Origin of the sequence: Polyangium mundeleinium (genome assembly GCF_028369105.1) — a bacterium.
GTDB classification, from domain to species: domain Bacteria; phylum Myxococcota_A; class Polyangia; order Polyangiales; family Polyangiaceae; genus Polyangium; species Polyangium mundeleinium.
This window is the reverse complement of sequence record NZ_JAQNDO010000001.1, coordinates 388194-402476: the sequence shown is the minus strand read 5'-3', so window position 1 is coordinate 402476 and position 14283 is coordinate 388194. Positions and strand designations below refer to the sequence as shown.

Annotated in this window: 15 protein-coding genes; 5 read left to right on the top strand and 10 right to left on the bottom strand. The window is 69.6% G+C overall.

The annotated features are described in order from the left end of the window. Positions 1 to 8 precede the first annotated feature (8 nt). The 7 genes from POL67_RS01715 to purN all read right to left on the bottom strand — a co-directional run bounded on the left by POL67_RS01715 (position 9) and on the right by purN (position 6951). Positions 9 to 1388 carry a trypsin-like peptidase domain-containing protein gene (locus POL67_RS01715; RefSeq protein ID WP_271914887.1) on the bottom strand — a complete coding sequence of 460 codons (1380 nt, stop codon included), beginning with the start codon at positions 1386 to 1388 and terminating at the stop codon, positions 9 to 11. Positions 1389 to 1460: 72 nt separating this feature from the next. Beyond that, positions 1461 to 2294: a tRNA pseudouridine(38-40) synthase TruA gene (gene truA, locus POL67_RS01710; protein WP_271914886.1), complete on the bottom strand. Its 834-nt coding sequence runs from the start codon at positions 2292 to 2294 to the stop codon at positions 1461 to 1463. 15 nt (positions 2295 to 2309) lie between these two features. Beyond that, positions 2310 to 2651 (bottom strand): hypothetical protein, encoded by a 342-nt coding sequence (locus POL67_RS01705; protein ID WP_271914884.1) that lies wholly within the window; start codon positions 2649 to 2651, stop codon positions 2310 to 2312. Positions 2652 to 2717: 66 nt separating this feature from the next. Continuing rightward, on the bottom strand, positions 2718 to 3299 hold the full coding sequence (rsmD, locus tag POL67_RS01700) for a 16S rRNA (guanine(966)-N(2))-methyltransferase RsmD (RefSeq protein ID WP_271914883.1): 582 nt from the start codon (positions 3297 to 3299) through the stop codon (positions 2718 to 2720). 28 nt (positions 3300 to 3327) lie between these two features. Continuing rightward, positions 3328 to 4467: a PEGA domain-containing protein gene (locus POL67_RS01695; protein ID WP_271914882.1), complete on the bottom strand. Its 1140-nt coding sequence runs from the start codon at positions 4465 to 4467 to the stop codon at positions 3328 to 3330. Between the two features lie 209 nt (positions 4468 to 4676). Beyond that, entirely contained in the window at positions 4677 to 6272 is a 1596-nt protein-coding gene (locus POL67_RS01690) for an NAD(P)-binding protein (RefSeq protein ID WP_271914881.1), read from the bottom strand. A gap of 13 nt (positions 6273 to 6285) precedes the next feature. Continuing rightward, a complete protein-coding gene (purN, locus tag POL67_RS01685; RefSeq protein WP_271914878.1) occupies positions 6286 to 6951 on the bottom strand; it encodes a phosphoribosylglycinamide formyltransferase in 666 nt (221 codons plus the stop codon). A 71-nt stretch (positions 6952 to 7022) separates the two neighbouring features. On the opposite strand from purN, the gene POL67_RS01680 reads away from it, so the two are divergent. Continuing rightward, positions 7023 to 7952, top strand: coding sequence for an esterase-like activity of phytase family protein (locus POL67_RS01680; RefSeq protein WP_271914876.1), 930 nt, complete (start codon positions 7023 to 7025; stop codon positions 7950 to 7952). An 11-nt stretch (positions 7953 to 7963) separates the two neighbouring features. Here the strand turns inward: POL67_RS01680 and POL67_RS01675 are convergent, their stop codons facing one another. Further along, positions 7964 to 8833 carry a serine/threonine-protein kinase gene (locus POL67_RS01675; protein ID WP_271914874.1) on the bottom strand — a complete coding sequence of 290 codons (870 nt, stop codon included), beginning with the start codon at positions 8831 to 8833 and terminating at the stop codon, positions 7964 to 7966. Between the two features lie 130 nt (positions 8834 to 8963). Here POL67_RS01675 and POL67_RS01670 point away from each other — a divergent pair, with 130 nt between their 5' ends. Next, positions 8964 to 9413 carry a hypothetical protein gene (locus POL67_RS01670; protein WP_271914872.1) on the top strand — a complete coding sequence of 150 codons (450 nt, stop codon included), beginning with the start codon at positions 8964 to 8966 and terminating at the stop codon, positions 9411 to 9413. After that, positions 9410 to 9943 (top strand): hypothetical protein, encoded by a 534-nt coding sequence (locus POL67_RS01665; RefSeq protein WP_271914870.1) that lies wholly within the window; start codon positions 9410 to 9412, stop codon positions 9941 to 9943. The genes POL67_RS01670 and POL67_RS01665 overlap by 4 nt, the downstream gene beginning before the upstream one ends. Positions 9944 to 10523: 580 nt before the next feature. Here POL67_RS01665 and POL67_RS01660 read toward each other — a convergent pair. After that, positions 10524 to 10985, bottom strand: coding sequence for an STAS/SEC14 domain-containing protein (locus POL67_RS01660; protein WP_271914868.1), 462 nt, complete (start codon positions 10983 to 10985; stop codon positions 10524 to 10526). A 203-nt stretch (positions 10986 to 11188) separates the two neighbouring features. On the opposite strand from POL67_RS01660, the gene POL67_RS01655 reads away from it, so the two are divergent. Then, positions 11189 to 11887 carry an AMIN-like domain-containing (lipo)protein gene (locus POL67_RS01655; RefSeq protein ID WP_271914865.1) on the top strand — a complete coding sequence of 233 codons (699 nt, stop codon included), beginning with the start codon at positions 11189 to 11191 and terminating at the stop codon, positions 11885 to 11887. A gap of 38 nt (positions 11888 to 11925) precedes the next feature. Next, positions 11926 to 13371: a cytochrome P450 gene (locus POL67_RS01650; protein ID WP_271914863.1), complete on the top strand. Its 1446-nt coding sequence runs from the start codon at positions 11926 to 11928 to the stop codon at positions 13369 to 13371. Here the strand turns inward: POL67_RS01650 and POL67_RS01645 are convergent. After that, positions 13368 to 14231 (bottom strand): phosphatase PAP2 family protein, encoded by an 864-nt coding sequence (locus tag POL67_RS01645; RefSeq protein ID WP_271914861.1) that lies wholly within the window; start codon positions 14229 to 14231, stop codon positions 13368 to 13370. The genes POL67_RS01650 and POL67_RS01645 overlap by 4 nt on opposite strands. Positions 14232 to 14283: the final 52 nt, after the last annotated feature.

Genomic DNA, 14283 nt, shown 5'->3' with positions numbered 1-14283 from the left:
GCGCGGACCTAACGAACCGCCGTGTAAAACGTCGCCTTGTCGCGACGAATCCGCAGCAAGAGCCGCCCGTCCTGCGCCGCTTTCTGCACGTCGGCCGACGACGGCAACCGCGCGAAGTCTGCCTCCAGCACCACGTCGCCGCGCTTGAGCCCCGCCCGATCCGCCGGCGAATCCGCCGACACGGCCACGATCTGCGCGAGCGAGCTACCGCCGTCGCCCTCCACGTCCCGCAGCGTGATCCCGAGCCCCTGCGGGCTCGACACCTTGCGCTCGACCGGCAAGGCCGGCGGCGACGTCTCGCTCTTCGCTTCGAGCGTCACCTTCGTCTGGTAGCGCTTGCCGCCGCGGATGACCTCCATCGCCAGCACCTCGCCGTCGTCATGCAGGAAGAGCTCGCGGATCACGTCCTGCGCGTCGGCGATCGAGCGCGCGCCGATCTTCGTGACGATGTCGCCCGGCTCGAGGTGCGCCTTCTGCGCAGGCCCGCCGGCCACCACGGTGTTGACGAGCGCCCCCGAGGTCGGCGCGCTCGGAATCTCGGCCGCGAGCTGCGGCGTGAGGTCCTGGATCCCGATGCCGATCCAGGCGCGCATCACGCGCCCCGTCTTCAGGATCTGCGTGGCCACGCGCCGCGCGATGTTCGAAGGTACGGCGAGGCCGATGCCCTGGCCCTTGCTCACGATCATCGTGTTGATGCCGAGCACCTGACCGTCGAGGTTCACGAGCGGCCCGCCGGAGTTGCCCGGGTTGATGCTCGCGTCCGTCTGCAGATAGTCCTCGATCGCGTTCATCCCCACGCCGCCGCGTCCCTTCGCGCTGAGCACGCCGGTGGTCACGGTGTGGCCGAGGCCAAAGGGCGATCCGATCGCCACGACCCACTCGCCCACGCGCGCGGCATCGCTGTCCGCGAACGTCGCGACGGGCAGGTTCGTCGCGTCGACCCGGAGCACGGCGAGGTCGGTCGCGGGGTCGCGGCCGGCCACGCGCGCGGGCAAGGTGCGGCCGTCCTTGAGGCGCACGTTGATGGCGCGCGCGTCCTCGATGACGTGGTTGTTCGTGAGGATCGCGCCGTCGGCCGAGAAGATCACGCCCGAGCCCATGCCGCGCGTCGTCGCGTCGGCGCGGAACCAGCGGCCCGCGGAGCTCTCGCCGCTTCCGACCGTCACGTCGATCTGCACGACGGCCGGGCTCGTCTTCTCGGCGACCGCGACGAACGTATCGCCGAGCGCGCGCACCTCGGCCGCCGAGGGCAAACCTCGCGCGGGCGCGGGGAGCGCAGGCGGCGGCGACGGGGCCTTCGGGCGCGGGACCTGCGCGGAAGCGACCGCAGAGGCCGAGCCGAGCCCGGCCATGACCAGCATCGAGGCGAGCATGCAGCGAGGGCGCATCGTTCCTCCGACGAAGACAGGGGTTCGATTATGGATCTCTCGGGGCCACGAAAGCACGCGGAAGACGCGCGCCTACGCCCCCGTCACGCTCGGCCACGCTTCCCGCCCCTCGTCGGCGAGCGTCACCGAGACCAGGTACAGCCCATCCGGAGGCGCGGTGATGCCCGCGTCGTCCCGGCGTTTCGAGGCGAGCGCGCGCGACACGGCGCCCGGCGCGAGCCGCTCCCGCGCGACGTCCACGAAGGTCCCGACGAGGATACGCACCATGTTGTGCATGAACGCATCGCCCTCGACCTCGATCCGGACGAGGCGGGGATCGTCCCGGTCGACCTCCACCGACACGCGCCGCAGCGTTCGCACCGTATTCTCCCGCGGATCCGCGGCGGATCGAAACGCGGCGAAGTCGTGCGTGCCGACAGCGAGGCTCGCCTCGGCCGCGGCGCGCGTGATCGCGGCGTCGTCACGAAGCTGGTCCACGCGCCACACGCGCCCTTCGAAGAACGGATCCCGCACGAGGTCGCGCAGGAGCAGATATCGATATCGCTTGCCCTGGCTCGCGAACCGCGGCGTGAACCCGCGCGGCACGAGCGACGCGCGGCGCACCGCGATCTCCTTCGGCAGATGCCTCGCCGTGCCGAGCACCCATCCTCGCGGCGGGACCACGCGCGACGGATCAAACGCGACGCGCTGGCCGAAGGCGTGCACGCCCGCGTCGGTGCGGCTCGACCCGCGGATCTCGCGGATCGTCGGGTCGAGAGCGCGGACCGCGGCGAGCAGCTCGCCTGCGATCGTGCGGCGATCGGGCTGGTGGGCGAAGCCCGAGAAGGTCCGGCCGTCGTAGGCGACGGTGAGAAGAATGCCGTCGGGAAGGGGGGTCTCGCCCCTCTCGTCAGCGGGCTCGTTCATGGAAGGGTCGCGTGGCTAGTTGCCGCCGCCGCTGCCGCCGGAGCCTCCGGTCGGCTCGGGCCCGGCGCCGTAGCCGTAGAGGCAGGCTTGGAGCTCGAAGCCCTGGAGGTCCTTGCAGCACTCACCAGGGGGCGAGACCTTGCCGTTGACGACGCAGGTGGCGAACGGGTTGCAGCCGTTGTCGACGTCGATGTGCCCGTTCTCGCTGAGGTCCTGGTTGCACGTGGGCGTCGTGCCCTCCTCGGACGCGCACGCCGCGGCGCCGCACATGAGCGCCACGACGATCGCCGCGAGCAGCGGAGAGGTCTTACCGACGCCTTTCGGGGAAGTGAGGGGTTTCATCGAGGTCGTGCTCATGGCTGGAAAGGGGTGCGCTCGAGCGCGCTGCGTGCGCTCTCTCGCGAAGCGATGCCTCCCTGTACCTTACCCATCTGCGGCCCCGGAGGGAACGTCCTCCGCGCGCGTGTACAAGGAGATCGCCGTATCTCCGTAGATCCGCGTCTCGTCACGGACGAGGCGCGCTGGCTCGGGCGGGGCGTCGCGGCTCGCGTGTTCGAGCACGACGCGGGCCCCGGGGGCAGCGAGGTTCGACGTCTCGGCGGCGAGCGCGTCGAGCACGCGCGCCGCCTCCGCGAGGGCGGCGTACGGCGGATCGAGCAGGATGAGCTCGAAGGGGCCGAACGGCGCGAGCGACGCGAGGGCGCGCGTCACCGGCTGCGTGATCACCCGCGACGCCCCCTCGATCCCGAGCGACGTGAGGTTTTGCCGGAGCGCGGCGAGCGCGGGGCGGCCATTCTCGACGAACACCACGCGCGAGGCGCCCCGCGAAATCGCCTCGATCCCGAGCGCGCCCGTCCCTGCGTAGAGGTCGAGCACGGCCGCGCCGGAGACGTCGCCGAGCACGTTGAAGAGCGCCTCGCGCACGCGGTCGCTCGTTGGCCGCGTGGCGTGCCCCGACGGGGCGACGAGCCTGCGTCCGCCGAGCGAGCCGCCGATCACGCGCATGGGAGGAGAGGTGGAGAGAGGTTTGTGGTCAGAAGCGGAAGCCGACGTCGAGCTTGCCGCCGGTCCGATCGACGCGGGGCAGGACCATGAAGCCCGTCGTGGGTTTTTCCTTCGAGGCCGTACCACTCGTCGCGATGAGAAACACGCCTGCGCCAGCCGCGATGGCCGCGAGCGGGTAGAACACGAGCTGCAGGAGCTGGCCCGTTTCGCCCCTCGAGCAGAGGCTATCCACGGCGGGCCCGTCGAAGCCGGAGACGGTCGGCTGGTTGCCCCGCGCGAGCTCGCAGATGTTCGTCTGCTGGTCGTAGAGCGCCTGGTTCTTGTCGTACACCGGATCCTTGTTGACCCCGTTCACGGTCACGGTGCCGTAGATCCCGACCGCGCCGAACGCGACGCCCGCGCCGATCGCAGCAAAGCCGCCGATGCGCTTCCAGTTCGTCGGCGACGTGTCGCCGGCGGCGACGGGCGCGACGACCACGTCCGTCGGCGAGTTCGGCTTGACCGTGATCTCGGTCGACATGTCGGCGTACCCGGCCGCTTTGACCACGAGGTTATGCGTGCCCGAGGGGACGAAGAACGTGCCCTCGCCGTTCGCGAGCGCGCCGAGGGGCTGACCGTCCACGAAGACCTGCCCGGCCACGCTGCCGGCCTTGACCTTCACCTCGCCCTTGGGCGGGCCGTCCGTCAGCTTGTTGAGCGCCTCGGTGGCGATCTTCCGCAGCGCCTCGTCCTGCGACTCGGTCAGGTTCGCGGTGTATTCGACCTTGTGGTCCGTTGTGCCCTTGCCGCGCACCCAGAAATGCAGCTCGCCGACGACGTTGCCGCCTTTGCCTTTGTCGAGCTTGCCCCACACGTACCGGTCGGCGCGGATCTGATCGGCGATGCGCGACTGACACCCCGCGTCCGGCGGATCCGGACACTTCAGCGAGAGCGTGAGCACTTCGAGCGAATAGTCCCCTTCGCCCTGCGACCAACCCGGCGTCGCGCGGACCGCGTTCCGCAGCGCCTTCGTGAGCGCCTCCGCCTGGTCGTCGGCGTCCATCGTTTGGACCGAAATGATGTGGATCGGAAGCGTGTCGGGCCCTGGCTCGGAGGCCTGGGCCGCGCCGACGGACATCCACGTCGCAAACGCGAGCGTCGTCGCCAGACCGTATCGGGGTGCGCGCATGGTCATCTTGCCGCTCTCTCTCCTCCGCGCGACCACGTTATCCTCCCTTGGGCTGGTTCCGCAATTATGCGGTGACGGGGCGAGGAGGATCACGCTCTGTCACGAGGGGGACACCTCGCGTCCCCCTCTCGGCCAGGCGAAGCCCGGCCGATTCACCCCCCGAGGGAAGATCGCTTCGCGATCTTCCGCGCATCGAATGGTTCGATGCGCTAGCCGATCTCTACCTTGCTCCACATGTCGCGGCGCATCTTCTCCTTGCGGCGGTCGGTCCGCGTGACGAGCCGTGCCGCGCCCCACGCCGCGAGGAGCTGTCCCTCTTGCCCGAGGCCGGGCAACACGCTGCGACCCACGAGCAAGGTGCGCTCGATCGGCCCGCGAATCGGCTCGCCGCCGAGCCCGAGATACCCCGGCGGATCCACGTCGAGCTGCCGGACCATGGGCTCCGGCGCGGTCGACGCGCCCGTGAGCGAGGTCCGATCCAGCGGGCGGAATCGGCCGTCTTCGTACACCCAGACCGGCAGGCCATCGTGCACCGAATCGACCACGCGCAGGTGACGTTCGAGAAACGGAAGCTCCGCCGCGAGCGTCGACAACACCACTTCGCGCATGCCGAGGACCGGAATTGGGCTCCGATCGGGCAGGAGTACTTCCGCGACGAGCAGCGACTCTCCGCGCACGCCGGGCATCACGTGCCGCTCCAGGTGCATCACGGGGCGCAACGCGGCCGGCGGCGCGCTCGAACGCGGGCCCGCCGCCGCGGCCGTGCGCGCCGTGCTCCGCAACGCGGGACGATCGCCGGGCAACACGAAGCTCTCCACGCCGAGCGGCGCGGGCAAACCTTCGTCACGCACCACGAGCGACACGACGAACCTGCCGACCGACGACGTGATCCGCGGCCACTCGCGCTGGGCGCGCTTGTGGATGCCCTCGCCCCCGGAGAGCGCCGCGAGGCCTTCGCCATCGAGGTCGGTGATCACGAAGCTCGCGCCCGTCGGCCCCTCGTCGCCGTCGACGACCACACCCGCGGCCGCGCCACGCCGGAGGTGCAAGGCCCGCGCGCGCGCGGAGAGCATGCAACGGCCGCCGTGCGCCACGATGCGATCGACGAGGAACTGTTCGAGCTCGTCCTCGCCGCCGGGGAGCGTGTAGAGGCCACGCGTCCACGCGCCGTGCAGGCGAGCGACCGCGAACGGCGGCGGCAACGAGGCGAGATCGGTCGCGAACGAGACCGACGACGTCACGACCTGCCGAAAGAAATGCCCGCGCGGCAGCTCGACCAAGAGGTCCGCGTCCGGCTCGGCGCGCACGTAGGGCAACATCGCGGCATAACGCCCCGTCTCGCGCCGCTCCCAGAACGTGCCTGGCGGCCAGACCGCGTCCCTCTCGAAAGCCTCGTCCGCGGCCCCGTTCACGCGGGCGAGCTCGGCGTAGAGGTCGTCCACCACGCGGCGCACCTCGGGCATCTCGCGATCGATCTCGCGGCCGAAGAGCACGAGGTCGGGCGGGATGTCGAGCCTGCGCCGCGGCGCGAGCACCTGCATCATGGGGCTCGCCGACACCACGCGCCGCTTCCACGTCTGCGACTGCGCGAGCTCCACGAGCACGCGCGTCCACGCGGGCGAGCTCGCCGCGAGCATGGTGAATGCGCGCCTGCGCAGCGTGCGTTCGCCGAGCTTGTAGCTCGCGGGCCTCCCGCCCTGGCCGAGCACGAGCACCGTGAAGTCACGCCGCGCGAGCAGCGCGGCCGTCACCAGGGCGCCGAGCGATCGGCCGAGGACGACGACGTCGAAATGCTTCGAGGTCACGACGCGCTCTCCCTCAATCGTTCGTCGTCTCGACCCCGAGCGCGCCGGGGACACCCACAAGCTCGACGCGCGCCCTCGATGCGACCGTGGTCGGCGGATGCACCGTGAGGTTTCCCGCGGCGATCGCGGCGAGCACGTACACGAGCAGCGCGTGCTCGCGCGCGAGGATCCGCTCGGACAAACGCTCCTCCGTGTCGTCCGGCAGCACCGGCACCGCGGCTTGCGCGAGGATCGGCCCCGTGTCCGTCCCGGCGTCGACGAGGTGCACCGTGCAGCCCGTGATCCGCACGCCGTGCGCGAGCGCCTGCGCCTGCGCGGAGACGCCCGGGAACGCAGGCAGGAGCGACGGGTGGATGTTGATCACGCGGCCTGGAAACGCGTCGAGCAGCACGCTCGTCACGATCCGCATGAAGCCCGCGAGCACCACCCACGACGCGCCTGCTTGCCGCAACGCGTCCACGAGCGCGGCGTCGAACGACGCTCGGTCCGGGTGATCCTTGTGGCTGATCACGGCCGTCGGCACGCCGGCTTCCCGTGCGCGATCGAGGCCCGGCGCGCCGGGGCGGTTCGAGATCACCAGGCGGACGCGCGCGTCGAGCTTCCCCGCGGCGATCGCGTCGAGGATCGCCTGGAGGTTAGAGCCGCGGCCGGAGATGAGCACACCGAGGTCGAGGGTCATCGGGCCGGGCCATCGTAGCCGAGGATGGGGGACGCGCATCGACCGCGCGCTCGTTCGGATATCATCGCCGCGTGCGCCCTCGTTTTTCGTGCCTCCTTTTCGCGGCTCTCTTGCTCCCGCTCGCGTGCCAGCCGTCGCGCTCCTCGCCCGTCCCGGCCGGAGACGGCGGGACGCCGCGGCAGATCCTGGTGACCGGGACCGACGTGGTGGGCCTCTCGTCGCTCGCGGTCGGCCCGTCCGGCGCGCTCTTCACGATGACGGAGAGACAACCGCTCTTGATCGAGCTCTCGCCGGACGGCGCCGTGGTCCGCAAGACGGCGGTGAGCGGCGTGCCCGAGGGCCTCGATTTCGAGTCGCTCGCGTGGCTCTCGGGGGACTCGTTCGCGATCGGCACCGAGGGCGGCTGCTCGAAGACGGGCGCGGACCGCATCCTGCTCGCCACGCGCGAGGGCGACGCGGCGCGCGTGACGCGTACGCTCGACGTCCCGCTCTCGGCGTGGAACGCGTCGTGCGACGAGGGGCATGGACTCGAGGGCCTGTGCGCCGCGTCGGGGCAAATCGTCGCGGCGATCGAGGACGCGATGAACGGCGAAGGCAAGGCGCGCCATGCGCCGATCGAGCGGATCGATCCGACGACGGGGGACCGGGCGGTCTTTCGCCTGTCACTCACGAGCACGAAGGACGAAAAAGGAAAAATCTCCGGCCTCGATTGCCGTGCCCGGGGGGACGATCGAATCGAGGTGCTGGCGATCGAGCGCCATTTCGCGGTTTCGCGCATCCTCTCGTTCACGCTCCCTGCGAAAGGCCCGGGGACTGCGGCCCCGATCGAGCCCCGCGTCCTCGTGGACCTCGCGCCGTATTCGAACGAGGGCACGCGCAATTTCGAGGGAATCGTCTGGAAGGATGAGACCCACGCGCTGCTCATCGTGGACAATCAATATGGCGAAAAGATCTCCGGGCCGAACGAGCTCCTCGAAGTGACGCTGCCCGCATCGCCGTAAAGCATCGTTTGTCAGCGCGAACCCCCGGGCCCGAGCATCCCGACGAGCGAAAGCCACAGCGCCTTCACCGTCGGAAAGCGATGCTCCGGCTCGATCGCGAGCGCGCGCTCCACCCACGTATCGATCGCCGCCGGCAAATCCGGCCGGAGCGCGTGCAAGCTCGGCCGTTTGCCGCGCGTGCTCATTTTCACCACGTCGATGAGCGTATCCGCGGGGAACGGCACCTGGCCCGCGAGCGCGCGGAAGATCACGGCGCCGATCGCGTACACGTCGGCCGCAGGCGTGACCCGATCGGGCCTGCCCTGCCAGCCTTCGGGCGCGATGTACGACGGCGACCCCACGACGAGCCCTTCCTGCGTGAGCGGCGTCAACACCGAGAGCACCTTCACCAGACCAAAATCGAGCAACCGCACCGGCCCTCGCGCCGTCGATTCCAGCACGAAGATGTTCGCCGGCTTGATGTCGCGATGCACGATTCCCCGCTGGTGCGCGACGTCGAGCGTGTCCACGATCGGCGAGATCAGCTCGAAGAGCTTCGATCGCGAGAGCCTCCCCACCTCGCGCTCGTGGTCGGCGAGGAAGCGCTCGAAATCCTTGCCGCGGAGCAGCTCCATCACGATGTACATCTGCCCCGACTTCGTGCGGTTCAGCGCGAAGATCTGCACCGCGCTCGTCCCCGACAGGGCGCCCATCGCGCGCGCCTCCCTGCGCATGCGCGTGGCGAACTCGGGCGTGTCCGCGACCTCGGGGCGCAGGAACTTGACGGCCACGGGCGCGCCGATGTCGAGATCCTCGGCCTCGTAGACGGTCCCATGTCCGCCTTCGCCAATCCGGCGCAGGATCCGGTACTGCCCGTCGATCACCTCGTTCACCTGAAACATCCCCCGATCCTCCGCAGGCCACACAGCCAAGGCAAGGCCACGAGAGCCATCCTACACGGAGCGCTGGACTTGTCAGGACGGTGGGTACAGTAACGCTTCTATCCGCGACGCACAGCCGGGAGACCTCACCATGCTCGAACGACGATTCCACTTCCTCGCCGCCCATCCCCTCGTCCGCGCCGCCGTGCTCGCGGCCCTCACCCTGTTCGGCGCGGCGTGCGGCGCCAAGGTCGTCGTCGATGCCGGAGGCGAGACCGGCGGCACGGGCGGCGCGGGCGCCTCGGGCACCGGCGGCGACGGCGCGGGCGGCGACGACGGCCTGCAGTGCGGCGAGGAGCCCAATATCGGCAAGCTCAACGCCGTGTGCGTCTCGATGAACGGCGGCGACTTCTGCCCCCCTGCGGCGTCGACCCCCGGCCTGCTCAAGACCCTCGCGGACGCGACCGGCTTCTGCGCCGAGACGACCCCCACGGCCTGCTGCAACAAGCCTGCGTACCGCCAGGTCGTCTGCGATTTGCCGCCGCTGGACGACGAGTGTTGTTACCACGTCCATTACATCCCGAACGTGGTTTGTCCGTGAAGACCACGCGGCGTCTCCTCCTCGCCGCGCTCGCGTTCGCGGGCGGCTGCACCCCCGCGCCGCAGCCCTCGACATCGCCGCCGCGCGCCGCGTGTGAGCCTGCGTCTTCCTGCGAGAGCCCTCCGGAGGGCCTGCTCATGCTCGCGGAGCTCCGCGTGTTCGCGCGCGACGAGCCCTTCGTCACGCTCTACCGCAACGGCTTGCTCGTGCAGCGCGGTGAGGTGCTCGGGACGCTGCATTCCGATGGGACGTTCGTCGACCTCGGCGGCACCCTCCACATCACCATGAACGCCGACGGCACGGTCCCGATCTCCGCGGGCACGCTCGTCCTCGACGAGGCCGGCGTCGCGACGATACGAACGCCGGACCGCCCGCCGCAGAGGATGCATTTCGACGCCGCGGGGCACATCGTCGGAACCGAGAGGGACTTCCGCGTCGAAGGAATGACCCCGGCCACGCGCCGGACCGCGATGTTCGTGTTCCTCCTGCCGGATCTCCTCCTCGACGCGCGCCCACCCCGGATCCAGTAGCCCACATCCCCGCACTCGGACATTCCCTGTCCGATCTGGACCGTCATTTCCCTGGAAATCGCACGCGCATGCGGTAATCTGTGCGCCGTTCCAACGAAGAACAACACGCGGCTCGGCGACGGGCGGCGTGACCCAACGGCGGGTTCATCGAGGGGGGCCGGGTGAAGGCGCGGAGAGCGTCCCCCGGCAACTTGTATCGATCCGCCCTCACATCAGGAGGTCCTCGTGACGCTCGCGATGCATCATTTCGACGGCGTTCGTATCCGCATGCCTATGATCGTGGCAGCTGTCGCTGCTTTTCTTCTTCTCAGCGCCGTGCTTCTCGGCGTTGCCTCGTGGATCGTGGAATCGAAGGGGCATTCCGCTTCGGGGAGCGCGCAAACGTCGAGCGTGTTGCCCTCGGACGCGCCCGATCCGGCACGCCTGCTCGAAGATCGGGGCCGCCCCGGACGCCGCTACTGATCCACGTCCCCAGGGGGGATTCCTTCCACAACACGACGAACGGGGGCGCTCGCCGGCTGGCCGGCGTCCCCGCGCCTGCCCACGCGTCGTGTCCCTACAAACGCTTCCCTGCGCGCCGTCAGTGCACAGGCGGCGGACGGGAGCCGCGCGACGTCACGCCCTGCGTTCCACATCGGATCGCCTCGATGTAGGCCCGCGCTTCCGCCTCGGTCGCGACGAATTTGAAGGGGGTCAGGATGCGCGAGGGCCTGAGCACACGCGCGGCCTTGATCGCGAGGTTCGCGATCGCGCGCTGCTTGAAGTTGCCGCCGTAGATCGCCGTACCCCGCAGGTTCTTGTTGGTGTCGGATTCGATCGCGAGCTTGCGCGCCTCGGCACGCACGTGCCCCATCTGCGTGATGTCCGCCAGCCAGAAGACCAGCCCCCCCACCTGCGCTCGGGCCTCCCGGACCAGCTCGAACATACGCTGCATGTCCTCCCGGGCGACGTCGCCGACGTTTCGGATGTGCACGATATCCGGCGCCTCGAAGCGATAGACGTGCTCCCCGAACCCCTCCCAGTCGGTATTCGATAGCGTCATGCAACCCGAAGGAAAACGCTGATTGTGGGCGTATTGCCCACCCGCACAGGATGAGCCCGCCGCCGCGACCGTGTCAAGCCCTGCGGCAGGCGTTGACGTACGGACGCACCCATTGTAATCGGGCCGCCGACGTCGTCCGCGCCGCGCGCGCCGAGGCCCTTGCGGCCAGGCCCCTTGCGCCAAACGGACACGCAACAAGCCCCATGCGTACGCTCTTCCTGTTCCTGCTCGCCAGCCCGTTGCTCCTCGCCTGTCGTGACGCCGCGCCCGACAGCACCGCGCCCGACAGCACGAAAACACCTGCCGCCAGCGCCGTGGCGCCGACGACGCCGACCGCGGCCGCGCAGCCGCCCGCGGAGCCGACCGCGAAGGCCGCCGAGCCGCCTTCCTCGGCGAAGCCCGCTGCGCCCGCGCAGGGGACGAAGGAGCCCGGGGACACGGCGCCCGAGGCGTTCGAGGGGACGTCCGCGCCGATCGAGAAAAAGATCCCCGAGGTGCATACGGTCGAGCTGCGGTCGGTCCGGGCCGGCCGTCACGCGGGATTCGATCGTGTCGCCTTCGAATTTTCGGGCCAGGCATTGCCCGGCTACCGGGTCGAGTACATCGACAAACCCGTGCACCTTTGCGGCACGGGCGAGGCCGTGACGGTGGCGGGCGATGGATGGCTCCAGGTCCGGATGACGCCGGCGCGGGCCCACAGCGACGCGGGCCTCCCGACGCTCGGCCCCGTCGAGCGAAAGCCAAAGCTGCCCGTGCTGCTCGAGCTCGCAGCGACCTGTGATTTCGAGGGACAGCTCACCTGGGTGCTCGGCGTCGGATCGAAGAATCGGTATCGCGTGCTGGAGCTCCGTGATCCTCCGCGGATCGTCGTCGACGTCCGGCACGGCCGCAGCTCCCCTTGACGCGCCTCGCACGCGCTCCTACCGCCGCAGGAGGGACCATGAAGACCGTCGAAGACATCCCCGTCCTGTCGGGACAAACGTTTGCCGGGCACGCGACGGAGTTCCGCACCACGCAAGCGGCGATCTTCCTGCGCCTCGCGCGCGAGCTCGGCGACCTCGGGCAAATTCGATTCTTCAACTTCCCGCTCGTCGTCCTCTGCGCGCCCGAGCTCGCCCACGAGGCGCTCGTGGAGAAGCAAAAGAGCTTCGAAAAGAGCCTCGCCACGAAGATGATGTTCTACCCCTTCGCCGGCCGTGGCCTCTTCACGAGCGAAGGCGAGCCGTGGCGCAAGCAACGCAAGCTCATGGCGCCGCTCTTCCACCCGCGCGCCATCGAAGGGTATGCGCCGATGATGAACGACGTCATCACGCGGTGCCTCGACGACTGGAAAGACGGCGAGATCCTCGACGCCGGGCGCGAGATGACGCGGATCACCATGGGCATCGCGGCGAAGGTCCTCTTCGACGCCGACACGCTCGACGAGTCCGACGAGATCAGCGCCGCGATCCGCGCGATGTTCAACTACCTCGGCGAGCAGACCGCCAGCGTCTCGATCTTCCTACGCTCGATGTTGGCCCAGCTCCTTCTCCAGCCGCAAAACCTCCCCGCGCCGCTCGAACGCGCGCGGGAAACGGCCCTCGAGGCCCTGCACCAGCCCGTCCCCCTGCCCACGGCCGAGCGGCGCAAGCTTTTGGCTGCCATCCGGACGGTCGACGACCGCATTCAGCGCATGATCACCGATCGCCGGCAAAAAGGCGGCGACCGGCCCGACCTGCTCTCGCGGCTGCTCGCGGCGCGCGACGAGGACGACGGCTCGTTCATGACCGATCGCCAAGTGCGGGACGAGGCCATGACGTTGTTCATCGCCGGCCACGAGACGACGGCGACGTCCACGACCTGGTGCCTCTATTTTCTCGCGCGCAATCCCGAGGTGTACCGCCGCTGGAAGCAGGAGGTCGACAGCCTGTCCGGAAAAACCCCCACCGCCGAGGCGGCTTCCCGGCTCGAGTACACGCGCGGCGTCTTCCGCGAAGCGCTGCGGTTTTATCCGCCGGCCTTCGCGATCGATCGTGTCGCCATCGAGGACGTCGAGGTCGGCGGATACCACCTGCCCAAGATGACGTCGATCATCGTCCCGATTCACGCGCTCCACCGGCGTGAGACGCTCTTCCCCGATCCGGAGCGCTTCGATCCGACGCGCTTCTCGGCGGAGAACGAGGCAAAGCGGCCGCGCGGTGCCTACATGCCGTTCGGCGCCGGCCCGCGGGTCTGCATCGGCGCGACGTTCGCCACGCTCGAAGCCGAGCTCCTGCTCGCGCAAATTGCCCAGCGCTTCGATTTCGAGCCCGTGAGCGACGCGCCGATCGGCCCCGATTACACCGCCGTCCTCCGCCCCGAAAAACCCGTCCTCCTCCGCGTCCGCGCGAGGCGCGCCGCGAACTAATCCAAGATCCCGCTGAAGCCCACGAACGGCCCGCCGCCGGGCAGCGGGCTCGCCATCATCCCCGAGAGCCGCGCCCCTGCGTCTTTGCTCAGGCTCGCGCTCGGCCGGTGCAGCCACGGCACCACGAACCCGACGGCCGATCCGACGATCGCGCCGACCATCACGTCCGAAAAATAATGTTTGTCCGCGGCCATGCGCAGATACCCCGTGGCCGTGGCAATCGTGAGCCCCGTGGCCCAAATCCAGGGCGCCGCGCGATATCCCTTCAGCGTGGCCAGCGTTCCAGCCGAGACCGCCGCGGAGAACGTGAACGACGTGTGACCGGAAAAGAAGGAAAGGTTGTTGTCGCGGTTGTCCCGATCCTCGGGAGACACGGAGCCGTATTCGAGCAGCGGGCGCTCCCGCGCCACGGAAAACTTCACGATTTGCGTGAGATCCGCGGCCACGACCATCGACTGCAAAAGGACGATCACGTCCGTCCCCCACTCTGCGAGCGTACCGCCGCTCGCGTACACGACCGCCGCGTCGAACCCAAACGCGGCGAGCGGCGCGAGCCCATACAGCCCGACATCGCTGATCCGGGCCGCCGTCTTCGTGTTGCTCCAGCGAAGCGCGCGCGCGATCGAATCGTCGAACCCCGGCGGGCTGCACCATCGACACGTCGCCGGCGCGATCTTCGATTTCAGCACCTCCGTCGTGATCCACGCCGCGCCGCCCACGCCGATCACGGTGAGATCGATCGGCAGGTTCACCCGCATCATCGGCCGAGCGGGCGGAGGCTCCTGTGCCGAGGCCACCCCCGGCGCGGCGAGACACGTGACGAACGCAAACGAAAGCAGGAAGCGCGGCATCGAGGACATCCGGAGATGCTACAGGAAGTCCCCCGCGTGGAAGACCCCTCGCGGACCCGAA

Coding starts and splice junctions, on each gene's coding strand:
- POL67_RS01715 (WP_271914887.1), bottom strand. CDS start 1,388: ATGCGCCCTCGCTGCATGCTCGCCTCGATGCTGGTCATGGCCGGGCTC.
- POL67_RS01655 (WP_271914865.1), top strand. CDS start 11,189: ATGCGTACGCTCTTCCTGTTCCTGCTCGCCAGCCCGTTGCTCCTCGCC.
- POL67_RS01675 (WP_271914874.1), bottom strand. CDS start 8,833: ATGTTTCAGGTGAACGAGGTGATCGACGGGCAGTACCGGATCCTGCGC.
- POL67_RS01695 (WP_271914882.1), bottom strand. CDS start 4,467: ATGCGCGCACCCCGATACGGTCTGGCGACGACGCTCGCGTTTGCGACG.
- POL67_RS01705 (WP_271914884.1), bottom strand. CDS start 2,651: ATGAGCACGACCTCGATGAAACCCCTCACTTCCCCGAAAGGCGTCGGT.
- purN (WP_271914878.1), bottom strand. CDS start 6,951: ATGACCCTCGACCTCGGTGTGCTCATCTCCGGCCGCGGCTCTAACCTC.
- truA (WP_271914886.1), bottom strand. CDS start 2,294: ATGAACGAGCCCGCTGACGAGAGGGGCGAGACCCCCCTTCCCGACGGC.
- POL67_RS01645 (WP_271914861.1), bottom strand. CDS start 14,231: ATGTCCTCGATGCCGCGCTTCCTGCTTTCGTTTGCGTTCGTCACGTGT.
- POL67_RS01670 (WP_271914872.1), top strand. CDS start 8,964: ATGCTCGAACGACGATTCCACTTCCTCGCCGCCCATCCCCTCGTCCGC.
- POL67_RS01660 (WP_271914868.1), bottom strand. CDS start 10,985: ATGACGCTATCGAATACCGACTGGGAGGGGTTCGGGGAGCACGTCTAT.
- rsmD (WP_271914883.1), bottom strand. CDS start 3,299: ATGCGCGTGATCGGCGGCTCGCTCGGCGGACGCAGGCTCGTCGCCCCG.
- POL67_RS01650 (WP_271914863.1), top strand. CDS start 11,926: ATGAAGACCGTCGAAGACATCCCCGTCCTGTCGGGACAAACGTTTGCC.